A 23,536-nucleotide genomic window follows, 5' to 3' on the forward strand; every position below is an offset into this window, starting at 1 on the left:
TAATTTCGTGCGTTTGTGAAAATAATTCTGCCTTTTTTGCTGTTGGCATCTTTTCGCACCAACAGGACTGGAAGTTTTCGCCAGGCCGTTCATCAGTTGTAAGTTGTCTTTTCCGTTTAAGGGATTAGCCGAGGCGCAGGAAGGGCCGGTTGCCCGAGCGGTCACGGCCGACGATCACCACGTCGCGCCTCACGGGGCCGGTGGCGGGATGCACTTCCAGCGTGACTTCGAAGATGTTGCGGACGGCCACCGCAAGGCTCTTGTTGTCGCCGCCGACGAGTTCGTCGATGGCGGCAAGATTGGCCTCGTTCGGCTTGCTGCGCAGGCGGACAAGCTGCTCCACCTGGGCGGGGCGCAGCCCGGAGGCGAGCCGCAGCACCTCGGCCGGCGCTTCGAGAACGTCGAGCTTGCCGCCGGGGTTGAACACCGTGACATAGGGCAGGATCCGCTGAAACTCGTCCGCCGGCAGGCCCGCCAGGGCCTTGAGATCGTCCACCGACTGGAACTCGCGGTCGTCAGGGCGCCAGGCGAGCTTCATCGACGCATAATCGGCGGCTTCGGCCCCTCCCTTGCCGGTGTCGCCGTCGGCGTCGCGCCAGTCGACCACACGAGCGGCAAAGGCATCGGGGCTGAGTGCCTTGCCGCCGATCAGGCGATAGAGGGCCGCCAGCATCTCCGGCTCGGCAGCGTTGAGATCGATGCGCCCGGCGGGCGAGCGAACGAACAGGACGACAGTCCCTCCATCGAAGCGGACCTGCTGACCGTTGACGCCATGCGGGTCGAGCGATCGATCAAACAGTTCGAAGGCCGCCAGTTCCAGCCCGGCCTCAGTCAGGGCGTCGGCCTTGAGGCGAGCGACCTCATCGATGGCCGCGCCGGCGTTGACGCGCCCGAGCGACAGGGTTGCGGCCATCAGCGCGGCGAGAAGCGCCATGACCACCAGAACGGAGACGAGAATATAGCCGCCGTCGCGGCGCCGGATCTGTCTCATCGCGGCGCTCCCGGCGAGGGGTTGTCCGCAGGCGCCGTCGTGTCCTGCCCGCCATCCGGAGATGCGGGCTTGTCGCCGCCTTCGAGTGAACAGAAGCCCTTGTCCTTGCGCACGACGCAGGCAGGTTCCGCCTCGATCGGCAGCGGCGCGCGGATCATGGCAACCGCCACGCGCCGACCGGGATTATAGAGAGAGACATAGATCGCCTGTGGCAGCTTGCCCGCATCGGTCCAGGTGGGATTGACCGTTTCCTGGCCGGCCGTGGCGGGCAGGACGAAGGAAAAGCGATATTGATAGGGGCTGGTGTCCACGGCAACCGACGGGCTGAAATGCAGGTCGTCCAGCGTCATCGCGCCGGGCGGGACACGCGCCTCGGCCCGGAGCAGGCGATTGCCGGCATCGGTCGCCTCGTTCTGGAAGGCGACGGCCCTGAGTTCGCTCCGCCCCGGCGATCCGACGCGCTCGACGAACAGGATGCGGTCGGCCAGACCGTTGAAAATGAAGGTCTGGCTGTTGTCGGCCGCCCAGCGCGCCCGCACGGCGCCGGCAATTTCACGGGCGACGGCATCGAGCGGGCGTAACTGGTGTTCATGGGCGTCGAGCAGCGCCGAGGCCCGGTCGGCCGAGCGCAGCTGCAGCGCCACCAGCGAGGCGAGCGCGGCGATCACCAGCGCCGACAGGGTCAGCGTTGCCAGTGCTTCCACGAGCACGTAACCGGCGCGGGATGGACGACGACCGGTCATTGCGGCCCTCCCTTGACGAGGCGCACGGTCTCGACGCTGAGGGTGTGACCTGCGGTGGTCTCCACGCTGACGGTGAAGCGCAGGGGCGTCCAGGTCGCGTTGCTGTCGTCGGTTTTGGTCGTGCCGGGCAGGTTCAGGTCGAGCGGCGCGGCGACGATCTTGTAGGCATGGCCGTAGAGCGTACCGCTCTTGGACGTCGGGCCGGTGAAGGTCGCCGTAACCGGTCCTTCGATGAGTTCGCGCGCCACCCGCGCGGCGTCGAGCGTGGCGCTGCCGGCATCGCCCGATTGCCGAGCGGCCACCACGCCGCGCGTCACCGCCAGCGCCAGCACCGACAGGATGACCAGCGAGGCCAGCACCTCGACGAGGGTAAAGCCGTCGCGCCGGGCTCTCATGGCTTCACCGGCACGATGTCGATGGCGCCGCTGAAGCCGTTGACGCGCACGCCATAGCCGGCGGTCGCGCCGGTGATCACCACCAGCGCGTCATTGGCCGAGCCGTCGGGCAGAAAGCGCAATCCGCTGCCCCTGAGGCCGAAGGCGGCAAAGGGGGGCACGTCGACGATCCGGCCGGACACGCCGGAGAGGACGCGATGGCCGCCGCCGTCGATCACCGGCGTCACGATCCGGCCCGTGCGCGCGGCGCTCGCCCGATCGTCGCGCAGCAGCGCGGCGATCTCGTAGGCGGCGATGCGGAGGGCGGTGGACGAGCGGGACGGCAGCACGCGCGGCAGCGTCAGCACCGCGATCAGGCCGAGGATGGCGAGCGCCAGCGTCAACTCGATCAGCGTGAAGCCGGCGACCTTCCGTGTCTCACTCGCTGGAAATGTCGGCCCCGTCATCGGTTCCGCCCTTCTTGCCGTCGGATCCAAGCGAGGTGATCACATAAGGCTTCTTCTGGCCCGGCACTCCATATTGATAGGGATTGCCCCAGGGATCCTTGGGGATCTCGGCCTGGTTGGTATAGGGGCCGTTCCACTTGTCGGCGGCTGCCGGACGCTTGACCAGCGCCTCCAGCCCCTCGGACCCCGTGGGGTAGCGGCCGTTGTCGAGGAAGAACAGGTCGAGGGCCGCGCCGAAGGATTCGATCTGCAGATGCGCCGCCTTCTCGCGGGAGGACGACAGATAGTTGAGCACGCGCGGACCGACCAGCGCCATGATCAGGCTGAGGATCACCAGCACGACCAGGAGTTCGACCAGCGTGAAGCCGGCGCGCGCGTCACGCCGAGAAGACCGGGACAGAAACCGAGGAAAACGCCGCATTTGCAATACCTATACAAGAAGATCGTTGATGCTGATGAGAGCCGTCATGACCGAGACGATCAGCCAGGCCACCATCAGGCTGACGCCAATCATCATGGCGGGGCCAATGATGGCGGTTATGCGGCCAAGGGCCGTTTCGAGCTTGGCTTCATAAAATCCGCCGATTCGTTCCGCGCTGTCCGCAAGCTTGCCTGCCTCCTCGCCGACCCTGAGCATCTGCACCACGTGACCAGGCAGCAGTATGCGCTTGGCAAGCGCCTCGGACAAGCGCCGACCCTGGCGCACGTCGGAGATCACATGGTCGAGCTCGGCGGCGGCGGAGGGAATGCGGATCACGCCCTTGATCAGGCGGAGCGCGGTGGAGATGTCGACGCCATTCTTGGCCAGCACCGCCAGGGTGCGGCAGAAGGTGAGCGTCAGGTCATAGGTCATCACCGTGCCGCTGAGCGGCAGGCGCGCGAGCAGGCTGACCCAGAAGGAGCCGCCGCGGCCGAGGCGGCCGATGATGATGAACAACACCAGAAGGCCGATGGCGCCGGCGCCGAACAGGTCCACATTCTCCCGGAAGATGCGCGAGAGTTCGAAGACGCGCAGCGCCGACGGATCGAGCTTGTCGCGGAAGCCGGTGATCGCGCCTTCGAACTGCGGGATCACATAGAGCAGCACGAAGCAGAGCACGCCGGTGGCGGCGACGGCGAGGAACAGCGGATAGGAGATGGCCGAGAAGAACTTCTTGCGCAGATTCTCGACGCGCTGGCGCTCGCGGGCGATGTCGGCGAGGGCCTCCTCAAGCCGACCGGACGTCTCGGCCACCTCGATCATCTTGATGTAGAGCGGCGGGAACAGCTTGGGATGCAGCGCCAGCACCTGGCTCAGACTCTTGCCGCCCGACAGTTCCACATGCAGCTCGGCGATCAGCCGTTTCAGCCAGCGCCGCGATTCCATCTGGGTGAGGATGGCCAGCGCCTCGTCCAGTACCACGCCGCCCTTGAGCAGCATGGCCAGATCGATGGTGAAGCCGGTGATGTCCTCGGATTTCGGCTCCGGCGTCAGCATCTCGCGCCAGCCGCGCGGCGGCGCCTTGGGCGCGGCCTCCTCGACGCTCACCGGCGTATAGCCGAGCTTTTCCAGGTGATTGAGCACGTCGGCCCGGCTGGCCGCCTCCATGCCGCCGGCGAGAAGCTTGCCCGTGGGACCGAGCGCCTTGTAGGCGAAATGCCGCGTCATGGCTGCCACTCCGGACCGGCGAGCGGGCCGAGCCAGCCGCTGCGGCTGATCACGATCTCGACGGCGACAATGGCCGGTGCCAGGAGTGCGCCGAAGGCAAGCTTGGAGGACAGCGCCGCAGGGCCGCGCCAGAGCCTGAGGGCACCGAAGGTCGCGAGCCCCGCAAGGCTCGCCATCAGAAGGGCGGCCGACAGCGCCGGTGCGCCGAGCGTGGCGGCGCCGGCTGCAGCCAGCTTGACGTCGCCGAGCCCGAGCCCGTCGAAGCCGCGCCGCCGATACCAGTATTCGCGCAGGCCGAACAGGACGGCAAAGGTGGCGCCGGCCTCGATCGCGATCACCACGATCTCGTCCTTGAGCGGAAAGCCGATGCCGAGCCCGGCCTGAAGGCGCAGCGTGACGCCGACAATGGCGAGCGCCAGCGACGCGCCATCGGCGATGGTCAGCGTCAGCATATCCTGCCAGACGATCTGAAGGGCAATGAGCATCAGCAGGGCCGTGCCTGCGACCAACGCAGTCGAAACGCCAACCCAGGACAGGGCAACGGCAAGAGCGAACACCGCTGCCATTCCCATGAGAAGGAGTTCTGACGCCTTGCCCATCCGCTTACGGGGCCTTGTTCTCGCGACTGCCGATGGCCCACAGCCGGCTCTTGAGCTCCTCGGCCACCGTCTGCGCATCGTCGCTCGAATGGATCACCATCGGCTTGATCAGCACCACCAGTTCCGTGCGCTTGCCGCCCTTGTCGTTGTTGCCGGCGAGATCGCGGATGCCGGGGATGCGGCTGAACAGCGGCAGGCCCGAGCGGTCCACCGATTTCTGCGTCGAGATCAGGCCGGCGAGCACGACGGTCTGGCCGGAAACGACGGAAATCTGGCTCGAGACCTTGCGTGTCGAGAAGGTCGGATTGGTCGACTTCGAGCTGGTCGAGCTGACGGCGGAAATCTCCTGGTCGACCTTCATGGTCACCGAGCCGTTTTCGCCGATGCGCGGCGTCACCTTCAGGATGATGCCGGTACTGCGATATTCCATCTGCGTCTGGGTGGTCGTGCCGCCGATCGTGGACGTCGTGCCGATCTCCACCGGCACGTCATCGCCCACCTGCAGCTTGGCCGTCTGGTTCTCCATGACCACCAGCGACGGCGACGACAGGATCTCCACTTCGGTGACCTTGTTGAGCGCCGAGACGATCAGACCCGGGTTGGAATTGGACCCAAGGATGAAGTTGAAGCTGTCCTTGACGGCGCTGATGGCAGCTCCGGAGCCCGGAAAGCCGACGCTGCCGGCCTGGCCGATGCCGAGGTTGGTGTTCTTGAGATAATACTGCACGCCATAGGCCAGCTCGTCGTTGAGCGTCACCTCGGCGATGGTCGCCTGGATCGCCACCTGATAGGGCTGGGCGTCGAGCCGCTGCAGGGCGGCCAGCACCTGCTTGTAGGTTTCTGCGTCCGTATAGGTGACCACGGTGTTGTTGGCGAGGTCGGCCGACACGCGGATCGAGGGGCCCTTGGCGTCGCCGCCACCTTGCGTCAGGTCGATGACGCCGGGAGCGCCGCCGCTTGCGTCTCCCGCGTTGGGATCGGTGCCATCACCGCCTGTGCCGGAACCGTCGGTGGCCTCACCGGCACCGGTGACATTGTCGATGGGCGGCTCGGAACCATTGTCGGCGCCCTGCGACTGCGCCGGACCGCCTGTGGACGTGACCTTGTCCTGGCTGGTGATGCCCTGGTTGGCCGAAAACGCCGGCTTGCCCGTGTCGCCGCCAGCGCCGAACAGCGAGGCAAGCACCTTGGCAAGCTCGGAGGCGTCGCGATATTGCGGGCGATAGACGAAGATATTCTGCTGCACCGACGCCGCCTGCCCGTCGAGGCGGCGGATCCAGGTGCCGGCCCGCTGGATCAGCGTCGGGTTCTTGGACAGGACGAGAATGGATTTCAGCCGCTGGATCGGCTGGAACTGGATGAGGCCGGTCCCGGCGCCGCCGCTCGAATCGAAGACGCGGTCAAGCTCCTTGACCACGGCGTCGGGTTCGGACTGGTTGAGCTGGAAGATGCCCGCCGTCTGGCCGCTCATCCAGTCCTGATCGAAGGAGGCGGCCGTGCGCATGACGTCGTCGCGCTTGGAACTCGGACCGGAGATCACCAGCGCATTCTGCGTGCTGTCGATGCGCAGCCCCTCGGCGTCGGCGACGAAGCCGCCGAGCAGCTTCACCATGGTCTTGACCGACACATAATGCAGCGGCACCACCGAAATGCCGTAGCCCGGCTGGGCCTGGCCGCCGCGGTCCACATTGCCCGCACCGGGCGCCAGCGGGCCGATCTTGTAGACCGAGCCCGACTTGGTCATGGAAAAGCCCTGGGCCGCCAGGATGGCATCGAGCGTGGAGAGCAGCGCGTCGCGCCCGACCGGCTGGGACGAGGCAACCGTGACGGTGCCGCCCACGTCCGGGCTGATGGTGTAGTTGAGCTTCAGGGCCTCGCCGAGCACGGCGTGCACCACGTCCTTGATCTCGGCATTTTCGAAGTTGAGCCGATAGGCGCCGGGCTCACCGTCGGTGACGCCGGCATCGCCCGAAGCGGCATTGCCACCGGCGGCGGCCGTGTTGGCGGCCGCGGTCAACGCCGCGCCATCCGGCCCGAAGATCTGCGATCGTCCCGAACCGCCCACGGGGATCAACCCCTGCGCGGACGCATGCGTCGGCTTGGGCTGGCGCGCACTCAGGTCGCCGAAAACCCCGCCCTCCATGATGGACCCGCGATTGGCGGGCTCCGTATCCAGGGCGGAACATCCGGCCAAGGCAACGAAACACGCACCAATCAACAGGAGCCGTTTGCTCCAACTCAACATGCCACACCAGTCAATGCCAGATGCCCCTCCACGATTGGTAACATCTTGGAAGGCGAGCCACGAGAAAAATAAACGTTCCGACTCTCGAAATACCCCAAAAAAGTCGTACCATGCCGACCAGAGGCCACCATAGCGGGCTTTGAAGCGCAACGGAAGCATTGCCGGTTCCTGGCCGGCGGCCTACTGTTCGTCAAGGCTTTCGCTCGAAGCGGCATCCAGTGGGTTATTCATGGCTTTAAGTGAAAATTTACAAATAAATCAAAGAAGCTTCGTCGAATTTCTGCGGGAACGCGAGCTCCTGAAAGATCCGGCGCAGGCGGGGAAATCCACAGCAACGGGCGAGGACTTGTGGCGTTCGGGACAAGTTGCCGCCGCCGAACTTGCGCAGGCCGCTGCCGCCTACCACGGCCTGCCGCGTCTCGACGCCGAGCGTGTCGCCGCCGCGACACCCCGCTTCGGCGACCTTTCCCGCCGCTTCCTGCGCGACAATGCCATCTTTCCCTTTGACGACGGCAGTGCGGTGACGCTGGGGGTCGCCGATCCCGGACGGGCCGATGCCATCGATGCGGTGCGTCTGGCGGTCGGCTTTGCCGCGCCGCTCGGCGTGCTCTCCTTTGACGAGATCGATCAGCTGTTCGAGCGCGCCGGCGCCGATACCGGCGAGGCCGCGCCCGCCACGGCCGACGAGGCCGGCGATGACGACACCATCGCCTTCACGGACTCGGTCGAAGCACTGCAGGACCTGGCGCGCGGCGCGCCCATCGTGCGCATCATCGACCAGATGCTCGAGCGGGCCATCGAGATGGGCGCGACCGACATCCATCTGGAATCGGGTCGCGACCAGCTGCGCGTCCGCTTCCGTGTCGACGGCTTCCTCCGGCAGGATCAGGTGTTCCCCCGCCACATGGCCGCCGCCATCATCTCGCGCATCAAGATTCTGGCCAGCCTCGACATTGCCGAGCGCCGCCTGCCGCAGGACGGCCGCGCCAACATCCGCATCGGCAATCAGGAGGCCGACCTGCGTGTCGCCCTTGCTCCGACGCTCTATGGCGAGACGGCGGTGCTGCGCATCCTCGTCAAGGATACGCGCCTTCTGGAACTCAACCGCGTCGGCATGACTGCCCGCGACCAGGAGACCTTCCGCGCCCTGCTGGCCGAGCCGCACGGCATCCTGATCGTCACCGGCCCCACCGGTTCGGGCAAGACCACGACGCTTGCGACCGCCATCTCCATGATCAACGACCCCTCGGTGAAGATCATGACGGTGGAAGACCCGGTGGAGTATCAGATTCCCGGCGTGCACCAGACCCAGATCAAGCCGGCCATCGGGCTCGATTTCGCCGCCGCCCTGCGCTCCTTCCTGCGCCATGACCCGGACGTGATCATGGTGGGCGAAATGCGCGACCGCGAGACGGCCGGCATCGGCATCCAGGCCGCGCTCACCGGCCATCTGGTGCTGACGACGCTGCACACCAACACCGCGGCCGACGCCATCGTGCGCCTGACCGACATGGGCATCGAGCCCTATCTCATCTCCTCGACGCTGCGTGGCGTGCTCGGCCAGCGCCTGGTGCGGCGCCTCTGCGAGCGCTGTCGCAAGCCCGATGCGCGCGAGGCACAGATCGCCCATGAAGTGGCGGAAGCGCGCGGTTATCGGCTCGATCCGTCCTGGGTGTTCCACGGCCCGGTGGGCTGCGAGGCCTGCGGCCATTCCGGCTACCGCGGACGCATCGGCATCTTCGAGGCCCTGCGCGTCGACGACACGCTGCGCCAGATGATCCGCAAGGAGCCGGACCAGTTCCGCATCGTCGAGGCGGCGCGCGCCGGTGGCATGACCACCATGCTGGAAGACGGGCTCGCCAAATCGGGCCAAGGCATCACCTCCATGGACGAGGTGCTGCGGACGACGGGATAGGCTGGCCTGTGGGAGGCGGGACGGACGCTTTCCTGATCGGCTGCACCGGACACATGAAACACAGCGATGCCGGGCGGAGGAGGGCCGCCCATCGGCTGCGGGCTCTTGCAATTGCGAATGACTTGCAATTAGAATGCTTCCAATTTGCAAGGGACGAGCGGGAAGTGGGCGAGACAAGATGTTGAAGCGTACTGAGGGGGCTGCAGGGTCCGAGGGGTTTCGCGGTTGGCGCAAGACCGGTGGTGAAGCGGCGCTGGCCGAGGTGCACAAGTCCGTCGTCGTTCCCGGCAAGCCGGGGCTGAAGCGCCTCCTCGCCTTCCTCGGACCGGGCTATCTCGTGGCGGTCGGCTACATGGACCCGGGCAACTGGGCCACCTCGCTCGCCGGCGGGTCGCGCTTCGGCTATGCGCTGCTCTTCGTCGCCCTGCTCTCCAACTTCATGGCCATCCTGCTGCAGGCGCTGTGCGCCCGCTTGGGCATCGGCACGGGCCGCGACCTCGCGCAGGCCTGCCGCGACGCCTATCATCCGGCGCTCGCCTTTCCGCTGTGGCTGCTGGCGGAGGCCGCCATCTGCGCCACCGATCTCGCCGAGGTGATCGGCACGGCCATCGGCCTCAACCTGCTGCTCGGCATTCCCCTCGAGATCGGCGTGTTGCTGACGGCCGCCGACGTGTTTCTGGTTCTGGGCCTGCAGAACCTCGGCTTTCGCTATGTGGAAGCGATGATCATCGCGCTGCTCGGCGTCATCGCCATCTGCTTCGGGCTGCAGATCGCCATGGCCCGGCCCGACTGGCCGGCCGTGCTCGGGGGCTTTGCGCCGTCGACGGAGATCCTCACCAACCCCGACATGCTCTATCTCGCCCTCGGCATCATCGGCGCCACCGTGATGCCGCATAACCTCTATCTGCATTCGGCCATCGTGCAGACGCGGGCCTATGGCGAAGACGTCGCCTCGCGCCGCAGTGCCATTTCCTATGCCACCTTCGATTCCACGCTGGCGCTGATGTTCGCGCTGGTGATCAACGCCTCGATCCTGGTGCTGGCGGCTGCTGCCTTCTACGACACCGGCCACACCACCATTGCCGAACTGGGCGAAGCGCATACCTTGCTCGCCCCGCTGCTCGGCTCCGCCATCGCGCCGACGCTGTTTGCCGTGGCGCTGATCGCCTGCGGCTTCAACTCGACCGTCACCGCCACCCTCGCCGGGCAGGCGGTGATGGAAGGCTTCCTGTCGATCCGCCTCAAGCCCTGGGTGCGCCGGCTGATCACGCGCCTGATCGCCATCGTACCGGCGGCGGCGGTGACGCTGACCTATGGCGAGAGCGGCACGGCAAAGCTGCTGATCCTCAGCCAGGTGATTCTCAGCCTGCAACTGCCCTTTGCCGTGGTGCCCCTGGTGCTCTTCACCGCCGATCGCGCCAAGATGGGGCCTTTCGTGGCGCCGCGCTGGCTGTCGATCACCTCCGGCATCGTCGCCGTCATCATCATCGCGCTCAACGTCAAGCTGCTCAGCGATTTCATCCTGTGACCGCAAGACGCGGGCCCTCAATTGTGGGTCGCCCCAAATTTTGCGTTTTTGAGTGTTAACGGCTTTGTGCTAGACCTCGATCCGATTGCCGCCGTCCTCCAGGCCGGGTGTGCAAACGGGTTCCTTTCGAGTTGGTCATGACGAGCCTTTCCGGGCATTTTGCCTCCCTGCTGGACGCTTTCGTCAACGGTCTCGCGCCGTTGGCGGGCCGCTTTGGCGCGCGGTCGCGCTGGGTGGTGAGCGAGACCGCCGAGGGAGCGCGCCTGCATGCCGTCAACGCCCGCGGCGTGACCACCGATCTCGGGGCGCTCACCGAGGCCGACGGTCGCCCGGCGCGCGCCCTGCGCAAGCTGCGCGGCGGTCGCATCGAGCTGCGCATCGATCCCCAGCGCATCCTGACGCGGACGCTGAGCCTGCCGGCCGCCGGCAAGGCCTATCTCGATCCGATCATCGAGCATCGCCTCGACCGCCTGACGCCCTGGCGTCCGGAAAAGGTGGTGTTCGGCTATGCCGCCGCCAGCGAGACGGCGGCGGACGGCACCCTTGCCGTCGACTTCGCCGCCACCTCGCGCGACGTGCTGAACGAGGCGCTCGACCGCCTTGCCGCCGTCGGTCTGACGCCAACGGCGGTCGGCAGCGGCGCCGAGCCCATCGACGCGCCGCTGCGCATCGACCTGTTGCGCGGCAGCGGCGACCCCACCCTGAAGCGCCTGCGCCGGGCCTCGGTGATCGGGCTCGTGCTCGCCTTCGCCCTGTTGCTGCCGGCGGCCATCGGCTCCTACATGCTGGCGAGCCAGGAAGCCGACCGGGTGAGCGAACTCGACCAGCGCCTCAAGGTGAAGCGGCAGGTGCTGTCGCTCGCCGCCGGTGCCGGCAAGGCCGAGGGGCGCGATCTCGAACTCATTTCCGCCAAGACCGAACCTGCGTCGGTGGCGCTGTTGATCGACCGCCTGTCGGCGCTGGTGCCCGACGACACCTATCTCGGCGAGCTGTCGCTGGAAGGCGACAAGCTGCATCTGGCCGGCACCTCCGTCAACGCGCCGGCGCTGATCGGGCTGATCGAGGCCGATCCGGTGCTGTCCGACGCCCGCTTCACCGCGCCGGTGACCCGCACCGACGACGGTCGCGACAGCTTCGACCTCACGGTCCACTGGGACAAGACGGCGCCGACCGGTGCTCAGGCCGCGGTGCCCGCGTCGAGCGAGGTGCAGCCATGAACCCCGCCCGCGCCTACGGCTTTGCCGCCGTCATCGTCTTCCTGGCCCTGCCGCTGGCGCTGATCGCGCTGACCGGCGCCAATCTCATGCAATATCAGGCCAATGCCGACGTGTCCGCGCGGGAAGACGCCCTGCTCGCCCAGCTCGACGCCCGCCTTGCCCGGCTCGACGTCGCCGGCCGGACGGTGACGGACATGTCGTCCATCTATGTGAAGGCCGCCGCCGCGCCGCTCGCCGCCGCCGATCTGCAGCAACTGCTCTCCTCTGCCGCCACCGACGCCGGCGGCAAGGTGATCGAGACGCAGGTGGTCGACCGCACCGACGAAACCACGCCCGCCGACGAGATCGTCGTGCGCCTGGCGCTCGACGTCAACAACGCCGGCCTGCTCACCTTCCTGCAGCATGTGGAGACCGGCCTGCCGCTGATGTTCGTCGAGGCGCTGTCGGTACGCCAGGTGCCGGGCACCGGGGATGCCGGTGCCGAGACCGATCCGACGCTGCGCGTCGACTGCACGGTGAGGGCCGCATGGAAAGCACCGTGATGCGCCGCCCTCTCGCCATGGCCACGGCTCTCTTGGTTCTCGGCTGCGGCTGGAGCCGCGCCGAGGATGCCGTTGCCGACCCGGCCCTGTTCAATCCGCTGGCCGCGATCGGCGAGGATCGGCTGAAGGCCTTTGCCGAACGCCCGCTGTTCACGCCGTCCCGCCGCGCACCCGAGGCCGAGGTGGACACGCCGCCGACCGATCCGGAGCCGGCGCCGCCCACCGAGCCCGACACGCCCGACAGCCCGAACCCGCCCAATGCCAAGCTGCTCGGCATCCTCGGCACCGACGCCGACGCCATCGCCGTGATCCAGGACCAGGACGCCGGCCAGACGCTGACGCTCCGGGTCGGTGACAGCATTGGCGACTGGCAGGTGGCCGAGATCGGCGATACCTCGGTGACGCTGTCCTTCGAGGACCAGACCTCGGATCTGCAGCTGTTCCAGCCGGGCGGGGCACCCGCGGGCGCTGCGACCGACGGCGCTGCGGCATCCCCCGATTCCGGCGCCTATGGCGGCGGCGATCCGTCCGCCGACACCCCCGACGCGGCCGCGCCCGCAGAGCCGATGGACGCCGGCCAGGACAATGGCGGCGATGGTCAAGCCGCCGAACCCGAGGGGCAGGACCCCCGCACCATGCTGGATCGGGTCCGCGCCATGCGCGAGGCCCAGCAGAAGGCGAGCGGCAACCTGTTCGGCCACAAGCCGCAGAAGCCGGGCCACCATCCGCCGGGCTTCGATCCGGCTCAGTGAGAGGCGCACGGCCGGAAGGCGGCGAAGGACTGGAAACCTTGGCGGCCCGCGTATAAGACAGACCGCAACGCAACAGGGACCCTGCCCATGCTGAAAGCGCGTGTCATCCCCTGCCTGGACGTCAAGGACGGCCGGGTGGTCAAGGGGGTCAACTTCGTCGATCTGGTCGATGCCGGCGATCCCGTGGAGGCCGCCGCGGCCTATGACGCGGCCGGCGCCGACGAGTTGTGCTTCCTCGACATCACCGCCAGCCACGAAAAGCGCGGCATTCTGCTCGACGTGGTGCGTCGCACCGCCGAGCGCTGCTTCATGCCGCTGACCGTCGGCGGCGGCGTGCGCTCGGTGGAGGACATCCGCGCACTGCTGCTGGCCGGCGCCGACAAGGCCTCGATCATGTCCGCCGCCGTGCATGACCGGCAGCTGGTCAAGCGCGCCGCCGACAAGTTCGGCGATCAGTGCATCGTGGTCGCCGTCGACGCCAAGCGCGTCTCCGCCGACGGCGAGACGCCGCGCTGGGAAGTGTTCACCCATGGCGGCCGTACCGCGACGGGCATCGATCCCATCGAATATGCGCAGGAAGTGGTGTCGCTCGGCGCCGGCGAGATCCTGCTCACCTCCATGGACCGCGACGGCACCAAGTCCGGCTTCGACATCGAGCTGACGCGCCGCATCGCCGACTCCGTGCACGTGCCGGTGATCGCCTCGGGCGGCGTCGGTACGCTCGACCATCTGGTGGAGGGCATCCGCGACGGTCACGCGACCGCCGTGCTCGCCGCCTCCATCTTCCATTTCGGCACCTTCACGATCGGTGAGGCCAAGCAGCACATGGCGGCGGCGGGCATTCCGGTCCGCCTCAACGGATGAGTGCGATGAGCGGATTTTCCCTTGAAGACCTCGAGGCGGTGATCGCCGACCGCCTCGTCAATGGCGACGAGACCTCCTACACCCGCAAGCTTGCCGCCCGCGGCATGCCCAAGGCGGCGCAGAAGGTGGGCGAGGAAGCCGTGGAGGCGGTGATCGCCGCCGTCTCGGGCGACCGCACGGGCCTGCGCAACGAATGCGCCGACCTGTTCTACCATCTCCTTGTGGTGCTGAAGCTGGCCGATCTGCCGCTTGAAGAGGTGCTCGACGAACTCGGTCGCCGCATGGGCCGTTCCGGCCTCGAAGAAAAAGCCAGTCGGGCTAAAGACTAGGCGAAACTTCTTTAGCTGTTATGATATATGACGGGCGCGTGACGGATTTCCGCGAGCAAGACGGGAAGTCGTGCAAGAGCGGAAGCTGCTCAAGTGGTTGAGACTTGAGACACCAGCGGCCGCTCGGGGCGAGGCAAAGCAAGGGGCATCCGTCGTCCGGTTCGCCGGTCACCCGGGTGGCATGTGAAAATCGATGGATCAGATCGCACGCGCGGCACTGTCCCCTTACGAAACCTATACCAGGGCCGCCTGGTCGACCTTGAGCCGTGAAGCGCCGATGACGCTGACGCTCGAAGACGTCGTCCGCTTGCGCTCCCTCGGCGATCCGGTTCAGCTCGAGGAAGTGCGCGAAATCTACCTGCCGCTGTCGCGCCTCTTGTCGCTCTATGTGGAAGCGACGCAAGGGCTGCACCGCGCCACGCGCCAGTTTCTCGGCTCGAGCCAGGCCAAGATGCCCTATATCATCGGCATCGCCGGATCGGTGGCGGCGGGCAAGTCGACCACGGCGCGCATCCTCAAGACCATGCTGCAGCGCTGGGCTTCCTCGCCCAAGGTGGACCTGATCACCACCGACGGCTTCCTGCTGCCCAACGCCGTGCTGCGCGAGGAAGGGCTGATGGAGCGCAAGGGCTTCCCCGACAGCTACGACCTGCCGGCCCTGCTCGCCTTTCTCACCGACATCAAGGCCGGCAAGCCCGCGGTGACCGCGCCGGTCTATTCGCATCTCGTCTATGACGTGGTGCCCGGCGAGCGCGTCACCATCGACCGGCCTGACATCCTGATCCTCGAAGGGCTGAACGTGCTGCAGACGAGCCGCCTGCCGCGCGACGGCAAGGCCATCCCCTTCGTCTCCGATTTCTTCGACTTCTCGATCTACATCGACGCCAACGAAGACGATCTCGAACGCTGGTATGTGGAGCGCTTCCTGCGCCTGCGCGACACCGCCTTCCGCGATCCCAAGTCCTATTTCCGCAAATATGCCGAGATACCCCAGGAAGAGGCGCTGGCCATCGCGCTGAGCCTGTGGCACGGCATCAACCTGCCGAACCTGCGCGACAACATCCAGCCGACGCGCCCGCGCGCCGACCTGATCCTGCGCAAGAGCGCCAGCCATTCCATCGATACGGTGATGCTGCGCAAGCTCTAGTGGTTCGATTCTGACATTTGCATCCGCCCGATACGACCCGCCGAGCAAATGTCAAAGTCGCTCCACTAGCGGCACCTTCCAAACGACCTGATCGATGAACGAAGGCTCCATGTCCCAGCGAACCAGAGGCAGAGGGAAAGGGCGGTCATGAAAGGCTTCCTCGTCGGCTCGATCCGCTCGGGGTCCGGCAAGACGACGTTGACGCTGGGCCTGATGCGCGCCTTCGCCCGCCGGGGCGCGAGCGTGGCACCGCTCAAATGCGGTCCCGACTATATCGATCCCGCCTTCCATGCCATCGCGGCCGGGCGCAGCGGGTCCAATCTCGACAGCTGGGCCATGACGCCGGCCCAGGTGGAAACGCTGGCCGCCCGCACCACCGGCGCTGCCGATCTGGTGATCGCCGAGGGGCTGATGGGCCTGTTCGACGGTGTCGGCTCAGTTCCCGGCCGAACCGGTTCTTCCGCCGACATTGCCGCCGCCCTCGGCCTGCCCGTGCTATTCATCCACGACGTCAGCGGCCAGTCGTCCTCGGTCGCGGCGGTGGCGCTCGGGGTGAAGCTGCTCGATCCGCGCCTGACACTCATGGGTGTCGTGCTCAACCGCGTCGGTTCGGAGCGGCACCGGCGGCTGGCCACAGAGGCCGTCGAGGCGCTCGGCATCGCCGTGCTCGGCGCCCTGCCGCGCCAGGACAGCATTGCGTTGCCCGAGCGGCACCTGGGTCTCGTCCAGGCGGGCGAGATCGCCGGCATCGAGCAGCGCATCGACGCCATGGCCGATCTGGTGGCTGCCCATGTGGATCTCGACCGAATCGCCGCCGCGGCCGATGGGCGGACCCTGCCGGACGCCGGCGACAGCGCGCTTGCCCCACCTGGCCAGCGCATCGCGCTCGCCCGCGACGCTGCCTTCAGTTTCACCTATCCGCATGTGCTCGCCGGCTGGCGCGCGGCAGGCGCGGAGATCCTGCCCTTCTCGCCGCTTGCCGACGAGGCGCCCGATCCCTCGGCCGATTGCTGCTGGCTGCCGGGCGGCTATCCCGAGCTGCACGCCGGGCGCATCGCGGCGGCGGATCGCTTTCTGAACGGCCTGCGCGCCTTTGCCACGACCCGCCCCGTGCATGGCGAATGCGGTGGCTACATGGTGCTGGGGACGGGGCTTGAGGATGCCGAGGGCACGCGCCACGCCATGGCCGGCCTCCTGGGGCTGCAGTCGAGCTATGCCCGGCGCAAGCTGCATCTGGGCTATCGCAAGGCGCGCCTTGCCGGTGCCACCAGCTTCGGTCCTGACGGGGCGACCTTCACCGGCCATGAATTTCACTATGCCAGCACGCTCGATCGCGGCGGCGACGCGCCCTTTGCGCTGGTTGCCGATGCCCACGGCAAAAGCGAAAGCCCCGACGGGTCGCGCCGGGGCCAGGTAACGGGCAGTTTCTTTCATCTGATCGCGCGGGTCGACCCGGCTTGAAGGCGCTCAGGCGGCCTTGCGGCCGGGCAGGGCGACGGGCGCCTCGGCTTCCGGCAGGCGCTGGGTCTCTTCCTTGAGGCGATCGGCCTCCACCTTCCAGCGCTGCGCCTCGCGCTTGTTCTCGCGCGCCGCCTTGCGGAAGCGACCCTGGCCGGTCCAGGTGCCGAAGCCGCCCAGCAACACGCCCGCCATCAACGCGACGAAGAACACCGCATAGAGCGGCACGGTCACCGACAGGATCGGGGCCTCGGGCGTGAAGGGATCGAAGGCGATGCGGACCGGCTGATTGTTCACCACCGCCAGCGCCATCACGACGATGGCGATCGGGCCGAGGATCAGAAGCTTCAGGAAGGCTTTCACGTCCGCAAACTCCAGCTGCGCCAGATTGAGAGGCTTGAGGTGTCGCGTGAGAACCGAACTCGATCCGCGAACACTCTTGCGGCGGCGCCAGCTCTCTCATGCCGCCGCAATCGGGTGCAATTATGGTCGAGCGTTCGGCTCAACCGTCGTTGAGACGCTCGCGCATTTCCTTGCCCGTCTTGAAGAAGGGCACGAACTTCTCGCTCACGGGCACTTTCTCGCCGGTGCGCGGGTTGCGGCCGGTGCGGGCCGGGCGGCTCTTCACCGAGAAGGCGCCGAAGCCGCGCAGTTCCACCCGGTCACCCTCGCGCATGGCGTCGACGATGGTGCCGAGAATGGTGTTGACGATGTTCTCCACGTCGCGCTGATACAGATGCGGGTTCTGGGCCGCAATGCGGGCCACCAATTCCGACTTGATCATCCCGACAACTCCTTTTGTCGCCCGACGCTCCTCGTAAGGTAGCACCGGCTCGAAACTTTGTAATGCCAAAAATCTATTGTATGTCCGGACCTTGAGGGTGCCAAACCGAAACGAGACCGTCAAGCGCCGGTTGCGTCCTGAGAGACGAAAGATCGATGCCGATCCAGTTTCCGACGGTGGCGAGCGCCATGGAGCCGAAGTTGAAGCCGTCGAAGGGACGGGCGGGCGCCCAGTCGAGCACCGGCAGGTCCTTGGGCATGTCCTTCTGCTGTTCGAGCCAGGCGATCGCCGCGTCCTCGCCGCCGATCTCGTCCACCAGCTTCAGCGTCAGCGCCTGACGGCCGGAGTAGACCGAACCGTCGGCAAGCTTCAACGCTTCCGCCCGGTCGAGCTTGCGCCGCTCGGCGACGATGTCGACGAACCAGGCATAGGTATCGTCGATCAGCCGCTGGATCATGGCGGCGGCACCGGGCTGCTCGGGATAGGTGAAGGGCGACGGTTCCGCCTTGAGCGGCGCCGACTTCAGCGTCTTCACCTCGATGCCGAGCGTCTGCAACAACCGTCCGGCATTGCCATACTGGAACAGCACGCCGATCGAGCCGGTGATGGTCGACCGCTCGGCGACGATATGGTCGGCGGCAATCGCGGTCATGTAGCCGGCGGACGCGGCCAGCGTACCCATGGTGGCGACCACGGGCTTCCTGGCGGCAATCTTGCGGATGCCGTCATAGAGTTCCTCGCCGCCCACCGTCGAGCCGCCGGGGCTGTCGATGGCGACGATCACGCCCTTCACCTCGTCCTGCTCGGCCAGCTCCTTCAGCATGGCGTTAACCTTGGCATCGGACAGGATCATGCCCTGGACCGAGATGCGCGCGATATGCTGCCGGTTCCGGCCGGCAAGCTCGTCGCCGCCATTGAGCAGGGCGATCACCACCACTGCCAGAGCGGCGACCACGAAGGCCGCGGCGCGCCAGAAGACCAGCTTGCGACGGGTGCGCCGGCGATCCACCATCAGGTCGGCATCGAGGGCCATGGGCTTCTCCAATCCGAATGGGCCGCACCTGCAACAAACGGGCGGCCGGACATCTGTGCGGCGACGCGGGGCCGTGCCTCAAGCCCCGCCGTGCCAAGCTGGAGTGGATGGGTAGCAGCCGAAGGGCTGTGCGGCAAGGGCAAGAGTTGTGCGCCGCGCGCGAAGACCCGCACCAGGGCGCGAGGCGCGTGGGAAAAGGGCAGTCCAAGTATTGGATGCGTATTGATGGAGATGATTGGTGTATTTGAAATACAAAAGGGCGTCGTGTTCAGCGACGCCCTTGGTTGTTGACCCCGCGTATATTGCTATCGCTCGAGGTCGGCCAGCTTCGAAGGTTGAAGCCAGTCTAAAATCCCAAGCTCTCATCGAGTGGGCAAGAACTAATCTATGACTCTCTGGCGTCTTGGTCAAGATCGAAATCTTGCAAGTGCGCTGAAACTGCATCCGCTGTCTGATCCGGTAAACGGTCTTCCCACGCCCTTGTCAGTTATTGCAGGCCATGGCGTTCTGAATGACTTCGCCGCTACCGTCTCGCAGCACGCAGGCTTCCTTTGGAATGCCCTCCGGCGCCGGCACGTCCGGAGCCAGGATCATGCGATAGCGCTCCGGACCGATGATGACCGGCAGGCGGGCGATGGGCGCCAGGATGTGCAAGGTGGAGCCGGAGTCGACAAGCTCGGCCTTGCCCTCACCAATGAGCTGCGCCATGCCGAACTCGGACGGCAGCAGGTCGGAAGCGATGGGCGTCTTGGGGGAGACGATGCCGGCAACCGGCACCGCCTCGTAGCCGCCGGGGTAGCGCAGCAGCGCATTGGTCCAGGCAAGAGCATCGAGGCCCGGCGGCGGCAGCGCCGCCACCGGCACCAGGGGCAGGACCTCTCCAGAGGGAATGCGCCGGCCGAACATCAGCTTGTCGATCGCCTGCGGCGTGACGGGCTTTGTCTTCAGCAAGGCGCCGAGTTTGCCGGCTTCGCGCAACAGGTGGAACTGATCTCGCTGAACGTCGAAGCGCGGACAATCGTCTGCCAGGACGAAGTTGACCTTGTCGGCCGGTACGCCGATGACGCCCACATTCTGGCCGTCCGAGAAGGGAACGTCCATGCGACCGATGACGTCCACCCGTCCGATCCGTTCGGTCGCGCCGCCAAGGCGCCAGATCACCGATCCGACCTGTGTGAGCACCAGGGACAAGGGAGTTGCGCCAGCCTCCACCTCCAGGTCCACAAGGCCGGTCGGCTGGATGCCGCTGTCGAAGCCGACGGTCGACAGGCGGGCTGGCGACACCGCGGTGTAGACGGCAAGCTGATGGCCCTCATCCATCGGCTTCAGGGTGCAGAGAGAGGGCTGCGGCGCTTTGGAAGTCGCGGGGGATGAAGGGGCGAAGATCGGAATGGAACCGCCGAATCGCGGCCCGTGTTCGTCTTCGCGGACGGTGAGTTGGTCGAAGGAGTATCGCCCCTGACCGAAGGCTGCCAAGCCGACGAGGTTGGGCTTTGTGGTCGACGCCGGATGCATGGTGTAGACCACGGTGCCGTTGACCTTGAAGGAGATGGCGTCGCCGTCATGCACCGTCGACAACGTGTTGGGTCCGGACCGCTTGATGGCGGGGTGGGTGTCCTGCTTGAGAGCCGACAGCTTGCCACCGACCTTTTCGAGGCACTTGAAGGTGCCGCCCGGTCCGATGCCGAAGAACACATAGTGATTGTCGCTGGGCGTGGGCTTGAGATTGACCACCACGCCCGCGGCGCCCTTCGCCGTCTCGTCGCTTGCCACGACCACCTCGATATCGGCGCCATTGGTCGCCTCGTACAAGCCCGCGCCGCCATAGGGTGCAAGGGCGATGGTCACATAGGTCAGAGCGCTGGGGTCTGTCTGGTTTTCAAAGGTCGCGGCCCCTTTGTCCTGGGTGATCTTCCACGCGCTGGTGGGGTTTGTCCGCAGGGGATCGGTCAGGAAATAGGGCCGAGCCGGTCCATCGAAGGTTTCCACATAGGCGCGCGGCGTGGCGCCTGCCGCGACCGTAGACGCCAATAGGACGAGAGCCGGGATCAAGGACTTCATGGTGGCCACCGTGTCTCAGAGGGCAGGAAAAGACCGCAGACACATATTCCGGATAGCGCATGGGAGTCCACATGCAGGGAGAAATTGCACAATCAAATATGGATTTACAATGAATGAGCTTCGCGCTGGCAGCCCATGCGCAAAGAAAAAGCCCGCCGGCGATACCGGCGGGCTCCATTCATGCGTCATGCTCGGCAGGATCGGCGTGGATCCCGCCTGCCAATCATTCGCCGTCCTGGCGGGCCTTGAGGGCGGCGCCGAGGATGTCGCCGAGCGAGGCGCCCGAGTCGGACGAACCGAACTGGGCCACGGCTTCCTTCTCTTCGGCGATCTCGAGAGCCTTGATCGACAGGCCGACCTTGCGGGTCTTCTTGTCGAACTGGGTCACGCGGGCGTCGAACTTCTCGCCGACGGCGAAACGCTCGGCGCGCTGATCGTTGCGATCGCGGGCCAGGTCGCCACGGCGGATGAAGGCGGTGATGTCGGTGTCGACGATCTTGACTTCAAGACCGGCGTCCTTGACCTCGACCACTTCGCAGGTGACCACGGAGTTGCGGCGGATTTCGCCGGCGCTCTCGAGCGGGTCGTTGGCGAGCTGCTTCATGCCGAGGCTGATGCGCTCCTTCTCGACGTCGACGTCGAGAACCACGGCCTTGACCACGTCACCCTTGGAGAACTCCTCGATGACCTGCTCGCCCGGACGGTTCCAGTCGAGGTCGGAGAGATGGACCATGCCGTCCACATCGCCGTCGAGGCCGATGAACAGACCGAATTCGGTCTTGTTCTTGACTTCGCCTTCGACCACCGAGTTGACGGGGTACTTCTCGACGAAGGCTTCCCACGGATTCTGCAGGGTCTGCTTGAGACCGAGCGAGATGCGGCGCTTGACCGAATCCACCTCGAGCACCATGACGTCGACTTCCTGAGAGGTCGAAACGATCTTGCCCGGATGGACGTTCTTCTTGGTCCAGCTCATCTCGGAGACGTGGATCAGGCCTTCGATGCCCGGCTCCAGCTCGACGAAGGCACCGTAGTCGGTGATGTTGGTCACGCGACCGGTGAACTTGGCGCCCAGCGGATACTTGGCTTCGATGGCATCCCACGGATCGCTCTCGAGCTGCTTCATGCCGAGGCTGATGCGATGGGTGTCCTGGTTGACGCGGACGATCTGCACCTTGACCTGCTGGCCGATCGACAGCACCTCGGACGGGTGGTTGATGCGGCGCCAGGCGATGTCGGTGACGTGCAGCAGGCCGTCGATGCCGCCGAGGTCAACGAACGCACCGTAGTCGGTGATGTTCTTGACGACGCCGTCGACGATCTGGCCTTCCTCGAGGCTCGAAACCAGCTCGGAGCGCTGCTCGGCGCGGGTCTCTTCGAGGACGACGCGGCGCGACACGACGATGTTGCCGCGGCGCTTGTCCATCTTGAGGATCTGGAAGGGCTGCGGATTGTGCATCAGCGGGTTGACGTCGCGCACCGGGCGAATGTCGACCTGCGAACGCGGCAGGAAGGCCATGGCGCCGTCGAGGTCGACGGTGAAGCCACCCTTGACCTGGTTCGAGATCTGGCCGATGACCTTCTCGCCCTTTTCGAAGGCGACTTCCAGGCGGACCCAGCTCTCTTCACGGCGGGCCTTGTCGCGGCTCAGCACGGCTTCACCGAGCGCGTTCTCGACGCGCTCCAGGTAGACTTCGACCGTGTCGCCGACATTCAGCTCGCCGTCGCGGGCGCGGGCGCCGAATTCCTTGAGCGGAACGCGACCTTCGACCTTCAGACCAACGTCGATGACCGCGAGGTCCTTCTCGATGGCAACGATGGTGCCCTTGACGACAGTGCCTTCGGCAACGTCGGAAGCGGTCAGGCTCTCAGCCAGAAGGGCCGCGAAATCCTCGCGGGAGGGATTGAAAGAAGACATTGAAACTCCTGAAGCCGGAAGTCCGGCGGCGTCGGCGGGTAAGAGTGGCCCCCATCCTCCGGCCTCGGTAAGCTACCGATGCACGCCCCTTGCGGAACGCGCCGACGCAAGACAGCCGGCGGAGAGAGCATGGAAAAAGCGAAGGGGCAGACAAGCCACCCCTCCATGAGCGGTTCCCTTACTCCACCCGCGCGCCCACATCAAGCGCGATCATGCAGAAAAGGCGCGATTTCGGCCCGCTCGGGCCTTCCGCCACGGTTCCGCTGCCCGCGTGGCCTCAGGCGGCCGTGCGGGCGGCGACGATGGCGATGGCCCTGGCCATCACCTGATCGGGGTCGAGATCGGACGTGTCGAGCACCACGGCGTCGTCAGCGGGCTTGAGCGGGGCTTCCTTGCGGCCCGAATCGCGGGCGTCGCGCTCGCGCACTTCGGCGAGGATGGTGTCGTAGTCGACGGTGCGGCCCTTGGCGACCAGTTCGTCGGTGCGGCGGCGGGCGCGCACCTCGGCGCTGGCGGTGACGAAGAGCTTCACGCGGGCGTCGGGGCAGATCACCGTGCCGATGTCGCGCCCGTCGAGCACGGCGCCCTCGGGCCGGCCGGCCACCGAGCGCTGGAAGTCCACGAGCGCGGCGCGCACGCCGGGATGCACGGCAACGCGCGAAGCCAGCTCACCCGCCTCACGGCCTCTGAGATCGCCGCGCTTGAGATCCTCGGGATCAAGGTGCCGGGCAAATTCGGTGGCAAGCTCGGCATTGTCGAGATCATGCCCGCGATCGGCCATCAGCTTGCCGATGGCCCGATAGAGCAGGCCCGTGTCGAGATAGGGCAGCTGGAAATGCGCCGCGAGGCGGGCGGCCAGCGTCCCCTTGCCGGCAGCGGCAGGGCCGTCGATGGCGATGACGAGCGGCAGCTGGGTCATGG

At 66.5% G+C, this 23,536-nt stretch carries 23 protein-coding genes; 9 read left to right on the forward strand and 14 right to left on the reverse strand.

What is annotated here, in order from left to right:
* Positions 1 to 124: 124 nt before the first annotated feature.
* The 8 genes from L2I41_RS14680 to gspD are packed head-to-tail and all read right to left on the reverse strand — an operon-like array spanning position 125 to position 6,965.
* Positions 125 to 991 carry a type II secretion system minor pseudopilin gene (locus L2I41_RS14680; RefSeq protein ID WP_237154319.1) on the reverse strand — a complete coding sequence of 289 codons (867 nt, stop codon included), beginning with the start codon at positions 989 to 991 and terminating at the stop codon, positions 125 to 127.
* Positions 988 to 1,734 (reverse strand): hypothetical protein, encoded by a 747-nt coding sequence (locus L2I41_RS14685; protein WP_237154320.1) that lies wholly within the window; start codon positions 1,732 to 1,734, stop codon positions 988 to 990. The genes L2I41_RS14680 and L2I41_RS14685 overlap by 4 nt, the downstream gene beginning before the upstream one ends.
* Positions 1,731 to 2,129, reverse strand: a complete 399-nt coding sequence (locus L2I41_RS14690) for a type IV pilus modification PilV family protein (protein ID WP_237154321.1) — start codon at positions 2,127 to 2,129, stop codon at positions 1,731 to 1,733. The genes L2I41_RS14685 and L2I41_RS14690 overlap by 4 nt, the downstream gene beginning before the upstream one ends.
* A complete protein-coding gene (locus L2I41_RS14695; RefSeq protein WP_237154322.1) occupies positions 2,126 to 2,575 on the reverse strand; it encodes a pilus assembly FimT family protein in 450 nt (149 codons plus the stop codon). Before L2I41_RS14695 ends, L2I41_RS14690 begins: the two co-directional genes overlap by 4 nt.
* Positions 2,547 to 2,996, reverse strand: coding sequence for a type II secretion system major pseudopilin GspG (gene gspG, locus L2I41_RS14700; RefSeq protein WP_237154323.1), 450 nt, complete (start codon positions 2,994 to 2,996; stop codon positions 2,547 to 2,549). Before gspG ends, L2I41_RS14695 begins: the two co-directional genes overlap by 29 nt.
* A gap of 9 nt (positions 2,997 to 3,005) precedes the next feature.
* Entirely contained in the window at positions 3,006 to 4,223 is a 1,218-nt protein-coding gene (locus tag L2I41_RS14705) for a type II secretion system F family protein (RefSeq protein WP_237154324.1), read from the reverse strand.
* On the reverse strand, positions 4,220 to 4,780 hold the full coding sequence (locus tag L2I41_RS14710; RefSeq protein ID WP_237154325.1) for a prepilin peptidase: 561 nt from the start codon (positions 4,778 to 4,780) through the stop codon (positions 4,220 to 4,222). The genes L2I41_RS14705 and L2I41_RS14710 overlap by 4 nt, the downstream gene beginning before the upstream one ends.
* 46 nt (positions 4,781 to 4,826) lie before the next feature.
* A complete protein-coding gene (gene gspD, locus L2I41_RS14715; RefSeq protein ID WP_237154326.1) occupies positions 4,827 to 6,965 on the reverse strand; it encodes a type II secretion system secretin GspD in 2,139 nt (712 codons plus the stop codon).
* 331 nt (positions 6,966 to 7,296) lie between these two features.
* Here gspD and L2I41_RS14720 point away from each other — a divergent pair, with 331 nt between their 5' ends.
* The 9 genes from L2I41_RS14720 to L2I41_RS14760 all read left to right on the forward strand — a co-directional run bounded on the left by L2I41_RS14720 (position 7,297) and on the right by L2I41_RS14760 (position 16,822).
* A complete protein-coding gene (locus tag L2I41_RS14720) occupies positions 7,297 to 8,982 on the forward strand; it encodes a GspE/PulE family protein (protein WP_390634264.1) in 1,686 nt (561 codons plus the stop codon).
* A 178-nt stretch (positions 8,983 to 9,160) separates the two neighbouring features.
* Positions 9,161 to 10,510, forward strand: a complete 1,350-nt coding sequence (locus tag L2I41_RS14725; RefSeq protein WP_237154328.1) for an Nramp family divalent metal transporter — start codon at positions 9,161 to 9,163, stop codon at positions 10,508 to 10,510.
* A 137-nt stretch (positions 10,511 to 10,647) separates the two neighbouring features.
* On the forward strand, positions 10,648 to 11,727 hold the full coding sequence (locus L2I41_RS14730; protein ID WP_237154329.1) for a PilN domain-containing protein: 1,080 nt from the start codon (positions 10,648 to 10,650) through the stop codon (positions 11,725 to 11,727).
* Positions 11,724 to 12,269, forward strand: a complete 546-nt coding sequence (gspM, locus tag L2I41_RS14735) for a type II secretion system protein GspM (RefSeq protein WP_237154330.1) — start codon at positions 11,724 to 11,726, stop codon at positions 12,267 to 12,269. Before L2I41_RS14730 ends, gspM begins: the two co-directional genes overlap by 4 nt.
* Entirely contained in the window at positions 12,254 to 13,021 is a 768-nt protein-coding gene (locus L2I41_RS14740) for a hypothetical protein (protein ID WP_237154331.1), read from the forward strand. Before gspM ends, L2I41_RS14740 begins: the two co-directional genes overlap by 16 nt.
* An 87-nt stretch (positions 13,022 to 13,108) precedes the next feature.
* Positions 13,109 to 13,885: an imidazole glycerol phosphate synthase subunit HisF gene (gene hisF / locus L2I41_RS14745; protein WP_237154332.1), complete on the forward strand. Its 777-nt coding sequence runs from the start codon at positions 13,109 to 13,111 to the stop codon at positions 13,883 to 13,885.
* Positions 13,886 to 13,890: 5 nt separating this feature from the next.
* A complete protein-coding gene (locus tag L2I41_RS14750; protein ID WP_237154333.1) occupies positions 13,891 to 14,214 on the forward strand; it encodes a phosphoribosyl-ATP diphosphatase in 324 nt (107 codons plus the stop codon).
* Positions 14,215 to 14,407: 193 nt separating this feature from the next.
* A complete protein-coding gene (coaA, locus tag L2I41_RS14755; protein WP_237154334.1) occupies positions 14,408 to 15,361 on the forward strand; it encodes a type I pantothenate kinase in 954 nt (317 codons plus the stop codon).
* 147 nt (positions 15,362 to 15,508) lie between these two features.
* Positions 15,509 to 16,822 (forward strand): cobyrinic acid a,c-diamide synthase CobB, encoded by a 1,314-nt coding sequence (locus L2I41_RS14760; protein WP_237154335.1) that lies wholly within the window; start codon positions 15,509 to 15,511, stop codon positions 16,820 to 16,822.
* A 6-nt stretch (positions 16,823 to 16,828) separates the two neighbouring features.
* Here L2I41_RS14760 and L2I41_RS14765 read toward each other — a convergent pair whose 3' ends face one another.
* From L2I41_RS14765 to cmk, 6 genes are all read right to left on the reverse strand, one after another.
* A complete protein-coding gene (locus L2I41_RS14765) occupies positions 16,829 to 17,182 on the reverse strand; it encodes a LapA family protein (protein ID WP_237154336.1) in 354 nt (117 codons plus the stop codon).
* Positions 17,183 to 17,321: 139 nt separating this feature from the next.
* Positions 17,322 to 17,603 carry an integration host factor subunit beta gene (gene ihfB, locus L2I41_RS14770; RefSeq protein WP_237154337.1) on the reverse strand — a complete coding sequence of 94 codons (282 nt, stop codon included), beginning with the start codon at positions 17,601 to 17,603 and terminating at the stop codon, positions 17,322 to 17,324.
* A 73-nt stretch (positions 17,604 to 17,676) separates the two neighbouring features.
* Positions 17,677 to 18,636, reverse strand: coding sequence for a signal peptide peptidase SppA (sppA, locus tag L2I41_RS14775; protein ID WP_237154338.1), 960 nt, complete (start codon positions 18,634 to 18,636; stop codon positions 17,677 to 17,679).
* A 483-nt stretch (positions 18,637 to 19,119) separates the two neighbouring features.
* Complete coding sequence (locus L2I41_RS14780; RefSeq protein WP_237154339.1) at positions 19,120 to 20,697, reverse strand: hypothetical protein; 1,578 nt, start codon at positions 20,695 to 20,697, stop codon at positions 19,120 to 19,122.
* Between the two features lie 223 nt (positions 20,698 to 20,920).
* Positions 20,921 to 22,615 carry a 30S ribosomal protein S1 gene (rpsA, locus tag L2I41_RS14785; protein ID WP_237154340.1) on the reverse strand — a complete coding sequence of 565 codons (1,695 nt, stop codon included), beginning with the start codon at positions 22,613 to 22,615 and terminating at the stop codon, positions 20,921 to 20,923.
* A gap of 277 nt (positions 22,616 to 22,892) precedes the next feature.
* The gene (cmk, locus tag L2I41_RS14790) at positions 22,893 to 23,534 is read right to left on the reverse strand and encodes a (d)CMP kinase (RefSeq protein ID WP_237154341.1); all 642 of its coding nucleotides are present in this window, start codon (positions 23,532 to 23,534) and stop codon (positions 22,893 to 22,895) included.
* Positions 23,535 to 23,536 lie beyond the last annotated feature (2 nt).

The sequence above is a fragment of the Oryzibacter oryziterrae genome (assembly GCF_021864535.1).
Lineage (GTDB): Bacteria > Pseudomonadota > Alphaproteobacteria > Rhizobiales > Pleomorphomonadaceae > Pleomorphomonas > Pleomorphomonas oryziterrae.

What these genes read in the sequence shown, in the direction of transcription:
- L2I41_RS14680 (WP_237154319.1), bottom strand. Translation starts at nt 991, where the DNA reads ATGAGACAGATCCGGCGCCGCGACGGCGGCTATATTCTCGTCTCCGTT.
- L2I41_RS14685 (WP_237154320.1), bottom strand. Translation starts at nt 1,734, where the DNA reads ATGACCGGTCGTCGTCCATCCCGCGCCGGTTACGTGCTCGTGGAAGCA.
- L2I41_RS14690 (WP_237154321.1), bottom strand. Translation starts at nt 2,129, where the DNA reads ATGAGAGCCCGGCGCGACGGCTTTACCCTCGTCGAGGTGCTGGCCTCG.
- L2I41_RS14695 (WP_237154322.1), bottom strand. Translation starts at nt 2,575, where the DNA reads ATGACGGGGCCGACATTTCCAGCGAGTGAGACACGGAAGGTCGCCGGC.
- gspG (WP_237154323.1), bottom strand. Translation starts at nt 2,996, where the DNA reads ATGCGGCGTTTTCCTCGGTTTCTGTCCCGGTCTTCTCGGCGTGACGCG.
- L2I41_RS14705 (WP_237154324.1), bottom strand. Translation starts at nt 4,223, where the DNA reads ATGACGCGGCATTTCGCCTACAAGGCGCTCGGTCCCACGGGCAAGCTT.
- gspD (WP_237154326.1), bottom strand. Translation starts at nt 6,965, where the DNA reads ATGGAGGGCGGGGTTTTCGGCGACCTGAGTGCGCGCCAGCCCAAGCCG.
- L2I41_RS14720 (WP_390634264.1), top strand. Translation starts at nt 7,297, where the DNA reads ATGGCTTTAAGTGAAAATTTACAAATAAATCAAAGAAGCTTCGTCGAA.
- L2I41_RS14725 (WP_237154328.1), top strand. Translation starts at nt 9,161, where the DNA reads ATGTTGAAGCGTACTGAGGGGGCTGCAGGGTCCGAGGGGTTTCGCGGT.
- L2I41_RS14730 (WP_237154329.1), top strand. Translation starts at nt 10,648, where the DNA reads ATGACGAGCCTTTCCGGGCATTTTGCCTCCCTGCTGGACGCTTTCGTC.
- gspM (WP_237154330.1), top strand. Translation starts at nt 11,724, where the DNA reads ATGAACCCCGCCCGCGCCTACGGCTTTGCCGCCGTCATCGTCTTCCTG.
- L2I41_RS14740 (WP_237154331.1), top strand. Translation starts at nt 12,254, where the DNA reads ATGGAAAGCACCGTGATGCGCCGCCCTCTCGCCATGGCCACGGCTCTC.
- hisF (WP_237154332.1), top strand. Translation starts at nt 13,109, where the DNA reads ATGCTGAAAGCGCGTGTCATCCCCTGCCTGGACGTCAAGGACGGCCGG.
- L2I41_RS14750 (WP_237154333.1), top strand. Translation starts at nt 13,891, where the DNA reads ATGAGCGGATTTTCCCTTGAAGACCTCGAGGCGGTGATCGCCGACCGC.
- coaA (WP_237154334.1), top strand. Translation starts at nt 14,408, where the DNA reads ATGGATCAGATCGCACGCGCGGCACTGTCCCCTTACGAAACCTATACC.
- L2I41_RS14760 (WP_237154335.1), top strand. Translation starts at nt 15,509, where the DNA reads ATGAAAGGCTTCCTCGTCGGCTCGATCCGCTCGGGGTCCGGCAAGACG.
- ihfB (WP_237154337.1), bottom strand. Translation starts at nt 17,603, where the DNA reads ATGATCAAGTCGGAATTGGTGGCCCGCATTGCGGCCCAGAACCCGCAT.
- sppA (WP_237154338.1), bottom strand. Translation starts at nt 18,636, where the DNA reads ATGGCCCTCGATGCCGACCTGATGGTGGATCGCCGGCGCACCCGTCGC.
- L2I41_RS14780 (WP_237154339.1), bottom strand. Translation starts at nt 20,697, where the DNA reads ATGAAGTCCTTGATCCCGGCTCTCGTCCTATTGGCGTCTACGGTCGCG.
- rpsA (WP_237154340.1), bottom strand. Translation starts at nt 22,615, where the DNA reads ATGTCTTCTTTCAATCCCTCCCGCGAGGATTTCGCGGCCCTTCTGGCT.
- cmk (WP_237154341.1), bottom strand. Translation starts at nt 23,534, where the DNA reads ATGACCCAGCTGCCGCTCGTCATCGCCATCGACGGCCCTGCCGCTGCC.